Annotated in this window: 3 protein-coding genes; 2 read left to right on the forward strand and 1 reads right to left on the reverse strand. The window is 60.2% G+C overall.

Annotation, left to right across the window (positions count from 1 at the left end):
• Positions 1-50: 50 nt before the first annotated feature.
• Positions 51-1,076, forward strand: coding sequence for a quinone-dependent dihydroorotate dehydrogenase (locus F2S13_RS28325; RefSeq protein WP_166367188.1), 1,026 nt, complete (start codon positions 51-53; stop codon positions 1,074-1,076).
• A gap of 95 nt (positions 1,077-1,171) precedes the next feature.
• Here the strand turns inward: F2S13_RS28325 and rmf are convergent, their stop codons facing one another.
• Positions 1,172-1,387 (reverse strand): ribosome modulation factor, encoded by a 216-nt coding sequence (rmf, locus tag F2S13_RS28330; protein WP_002553055.1) that lies wholly within the window; start codon positions 1,385-1,387, stop codon positions 1,172-1,174.
• A 540-nt stretch (positions 1,388-1,927) separates the two neighbouring features.
• On the opposite strand from rmf, the gene rlmKL reads away from it, so the two are divergent.
• Complete coding sequence (rlmKL, locus tag F2S13_RS28335) at positions 1,928-4,198, forward strand: bifunctional 23S rRNA (guanine(2069)-N(7))-methyltransferase RlmK/23S rRNA (guanine(2445)-N(2))-methyltransferase RlmL (RefSeq protein WP_166367189.1); 2,271 nt, start codon at positions 1,928-1,930, stop codon at positions 4,196-4,198.
• The last annotated feature ends 387 nt before the right edge of the window (positions 4,199-4,585 follow it).

The following is a 4,585-nucleotide window of genomic DNA, read 5'->3' on the forward strand; positions in this document are numbered from 1 at the left end:
GGCTATAATCGCGCCCCAAATCCGATCCCACCGTCGAGCTAAGCCCGCCCATGTACAACCTGGCCCGCCAGCTACTGTTCAAACTCTCCCCGGAAACCTCCCACGACCTGTCGCTGGACCTGATTGGCGCCGGTGGCCGTTTGGGCCTCAATGGCATGCTGACCAAGGCCCCGGCCAAACTGCCGGTCACCGTCATGGGCCTGAACTTCCCCAACCCGGTGGGACTGGCAGCGGGCCTGGACAAGAACGGCGCCGCCATCGACGGCTTCGCCCAACTGGGCTTCGGCTTCGTCGAAATCGGTACCGTCACCCCGCGGCCGCAACCGGGCAACCCCAAACCAAGGATCTTCCGCCTGCCCGAAGCCCAGGCCATCATCAACCGCATGGGCTTCAACAACCTCGGCGTCGACAACCTGGTCGCGCGGGTACAGGCCGCCAAATACACCGGCATCCTGGGCATCAACATCGGCAAGAACTTCGACACCCCGGTCGAGCGCGCCGTCGACGACTACCTGATCTGCCTGGACAAGGTCTACGCCCACGCCAGCTACATCACCGTCAACGTCAGCTCGCCCAATACCCCGGGCCTGCGCAGCCTGCAGTTCGGCGAGTCGCTCAAGCAACTGCTCGGCGCCCTGGCCGAACGCCGGGAAGTACTGGCACAGCAACATGGCAAGCGCATCCCGCTGGCGATCAAGATCGCCCCAGACATGAGCGATGAAGAAACCGTACTGGTGGCCGCAGCATTGCTGGAATCGGGCATGGATGCAGTGATCGCCACCAACACCACCCTCGGTCGTGAAGGCGTCGAAGGCCTGGAGCATGGCAACGAGGCGGGTGGTCTGTCCGGTGCGCCGGTGCGTGAAAAAAGCACCCATATCGTCAAGGTGCTGGCAGGTGAGTTGACCGGCAAGATGCCGATCATTGCCGCCGGTGGTATCACCGAAGGTGCCCACGCCGCAGAGAAAATGGCAGCGGGTGCAAGCCTGGTGCAGATCTATTCGGGTTTCATCTATAAAGGCCCGGCACTGATCCGCGAAGCGGTGGATGCGATCGCGGCCATGCCGGCGCGCTGAAACGGCAGGCATAAAAAAGGGCCCCTTGAAGGGGCCCCTGGGCCTTAGCCCGCCGCCCGGATGGGGCGCGCATGGTAAGTGGTCAAATTCCTCGCTCAGCCAACGGCGTGAAGTTCGTTGAGTCTGTGGATACCCGCAGTGCCGGTCATACCGTCCCAGTTGTCGCCGCGACCTTCGCGCCAGCCGTTAATCCAGGCTTGGCGTACCGACGGTAGAGTAAAGGGGCAAAGCTCACGGGATTTGCCATGGACGCCATATTGGTATCCGCGTAAAAATGCTCGTTCCAACGGATCACGCTTAAGTCTTCTCATAGGGTGTTGCCCTCACTTGTTGACTGTAATGTCCCGTCGGCCTCTTCTGAGGCCGGGCAGAATCATTCTGCTGGTGTCTGCTCGCTGCCGGCGTGGCGAGCAAAAGTGTTGCCCCGTTGCGGTGGCAACCTGTATTGAGTTCTAACCAATGGACGGTGCTGTGTGAATGATCGTTTTGTCATAAGCACGTAATGATTCATGTGGTCGGACGATAAGTAAAAAAATGCTTCAATGATGGAAATGCCGCAAAGCCCACTATGATCAGGCTTTGGTCCATCGACGGGATCAGAACGCCATGGCAAAAACCATAGCGCAGAACTCGGGCATTAAACGACGAAGGGTCAAAATAAGATCCTTTGTGATGGAGAATTTTCTCTGCGCCGCAATCAAAGGCTTTTTGCCATCGCGCAAGCCGTGATTTTGGCGTGGATTGGCACCTTGGTGGTGCCACTCGAGCGCTCTTAAGAAAAGCGCTTGATTAAACTTCGAAAGGGCAATGCGCTTGCCCCTTCACTTATTGCACAAGGCCCTGGATACCCCATGTCGGATCGTTACGAACTCTTTCTCACTTGCCCCAAAGGCCTCGAAGGCCTGCTCGCTGAGGAAGCCAGCGGGCTTGGCCTTGAAGAGGTGCGCGAGCACACCTCGGCCATCCGCGGCATGGCCGACATGGAGACGGCTTATCGCCTGTGCCTGTGGTCGCGTCTGGGCAACCGCGTGTTGCTGGTGCTCAAGCGCTTTGCCATGAAAAATGCCGAAGACCTGTATGACGGCGTCCATGATGTGGAATGGCAGGACCACCTGCTGGCCGATGGCACCCTGGCGGTGGAATTCAGCGGCCATGGTTCGGGCATCGATAACACCCACTTCGGCGCACTGAAGGTCAAGGACGCGATCGTCGACAAACTGCGGACGCCAACGGGTGAGCGCCCATCGGTGGACAAGTTGAACCCGGACTTGCGTGTGCACCTGCGCCTGGACCGTGGCGAGGCGATCCTCTCCCTGGACTTGTCCGGCCACAGCCTGCACCAACGCGGTTATCGTCTGCAGCAGGGCGCGGCACCGCTCAAGGAAAACCTTGCCGCCGCTATCCTGGTGCGTTCGGGCTGGCCGCGCATTGCTGCCGAAGGTGGCGCGCTGGCCGACCCGATGTGTGGCGTCGGTACCTTCCTGGTCGAGGCGGCCATGATCGCCGCTGATATCGCCCCGAACCTCAAGCGCGAGCGCTGGGGCTTCTCGGCCTGGCTGGGGCACGTCCCGGCCCTGTGGCGCAAGCTGCACGACGAGGCCCTGGCCCGCGCCGAGACCGGGCTTGCCAAGCCGCCGCTGTGGATTCGTGGCTACGAAGCCGACCCGCGCCTGATTCAACCGGGCCGCAACAACGTCGAGCGGGCAGGCCTGAGCGACTGGATCAAGATCTACCAGGGCGAAGTGGCAACCTTCGAGCCGCGCCCTGACCAGAACCAGAAAGGCCTGGTGATTTGCAACCCTCCCTATGGCGAGCGCCTGGGGGATGAAGCCAGCCTGCTGTACCTCTATCAGAACCTCGGCGAGCGCCTGCGCCAGGCGTGCCTGAACTGGGAGGCGGCGGTTTTCACCGGCGCGCCGGACCTGGGCAAGCGCATGGGCATTCGCAGCCACAAGCAGTATTCGTTCTGGAACGGCGCATTGCCGTGCAAGCTGCTGCTGATCAAGGTGCTGCCCGACCAGTTCGTCACGGGTGATCGTCGCACCCCTGAACAGCGTCAGGCCGAACGTGAACAGGCAGCTTACGATCAGGCGCCAAGCGAGCCGCAAGAGCGTCAGTACAACAAGAACGGCAACCCGATCAAGCCCGCGCCGACGCCGGCTCCCGTGGTTGAACAGGCGCGTTTGAGCGAAGGCGGACAAATGTTTGCCAACCGCCTGCAGAAGAATCTGAAGCAGTTGAGCAAGTGGGCGCGTCGCGAAGGTGTCGAATGCTATCGGGTCTACGATGCCGACATGCCCGAGTACGCCCTGGCCATCGATCTCTATCAGGACTGGGTACACGTTCAGGAATATGCTGCGCCGCGTTCGATCGACCCGGAAAAGGCTCAGGCGCGTCTGTTCGATGCCTTGGCCGCGATTCCGCAAGCCTTGAATATCGACAAGAGCCGCGTGGTGATCAAGCGCCGTGAACGCCAGAGCGGTACGCGTCAATACGAGCGGCAGAGCACTCAGGGGCAGTTCACCGAAGTCAGGGAGGGCGGCGTCAAATTGCTGGTCAACCTGACCGACTACCTGGACACCGGCCTGTTTCTCGATCACCGGCCGATGCGCATGCGTATTCAACGGGAAGCGGCAGGCAAGCGTTTCCTCAACCTGTTCTGCTACACCGCAACCGCCAGCGTGCATGCGGCCAAGGGTGGCGCGCGCAGCACCACCAGCGTCGATCTGTCGAAAACCTACCTGGACTGGGCGCGGCGCAACCTGTCGCTCAATGGTTTCTCGGACAAGAATCGCCTGGAGCAGGGCGACGTGATGGCGTGGTTGCAGGCCAGCCGGGACGAGTATGATTTGATCTTCATCGATCCGCCGACGTTCTCGAATTCCAAGCGCATGGAAGGTGTGTTCGACGTTCAACGCGATCATGTCGAATTGCTGGATCTGGCGGTGGCTCGCCTTGCGCCGGGAGGCGTGCTGTACTTCTCCAATAACTTCCGCAAGTTCCAGTTGGACGAGAATCTCGCTGAGCGCTATTCGGTCGAAGAAATCACGGCCCAGACGCTGGATCCGGATTTTGCCCGTAACAGCAAGATCCATCGGGCCTGGCGTATTCAGGCACGTTGAGCCTGGAATTCCGAGCCCCTTGATTGAAGGGGCTCGGTGATTGTTTCGCAATTAGTGGCCTGTGTGGTTAATTCTGTTAGTCAAATTCGGCGCCTGAAGCTCCGATACTGCGTTGCCACTCCTCGCCATAGCCCTGCTATGACTCGTTGTGGCGCCTTGTCTCGGAGCTTCATGCATCCGAACTTGAGCTAACGAATTAACCGTACAGGCCACTAGGCAAAATAATGGCTAATGGCTATAAATGCTATTGAGCCAATGTGAACCCACGCACGCCGGCGTTACGAGTCTCGCTTATGTCGTTGCATGCCGTTCGCCCAAAGATTCTCGGCTTTATCGATGAGGATACCTCTGCCTGGCTCGTTGCCGTTTGGGCGGTTGGGGGGGGGG

It is taken from the genome of Pseudomonas akapageensis, assembly GCF_011355085.1.
In the GTDB taxonomy this organism is placed as follows: domain Bacteria; phylum Pseudomonadota; class Gammaproteobacteria; order Pseudomonadales; family Pseudomonadaceae; genus Aquipseudomonas; species Aquipseudomonas akapageensis.

What these genes read in the sequence shown, in the direction of transcription:
- F2S13_RS28325 (WP_166367188.1), top strand. Translation starts at nt 51, where the DNA reads ATGTACAACCTGGCCCGCCAGCTACTGTTCAAACTCTCCCCGGAAACC.
- rmf (WP_002553055.1), bottom strand. Translation starts at nt 1,387, where the DNA reads ATGAGAAGACTTAAGCGTGATCCGTTGGAACGAGCATTTTTACGCGGA.
- rlmKL (WP_166367189.1), top strand. Translation starts at nt 1,928, where the DNA reads ATGTCGGATCGTTACGAACTCTTTCTCACTTGCCCCAAAGGCCTCGAA.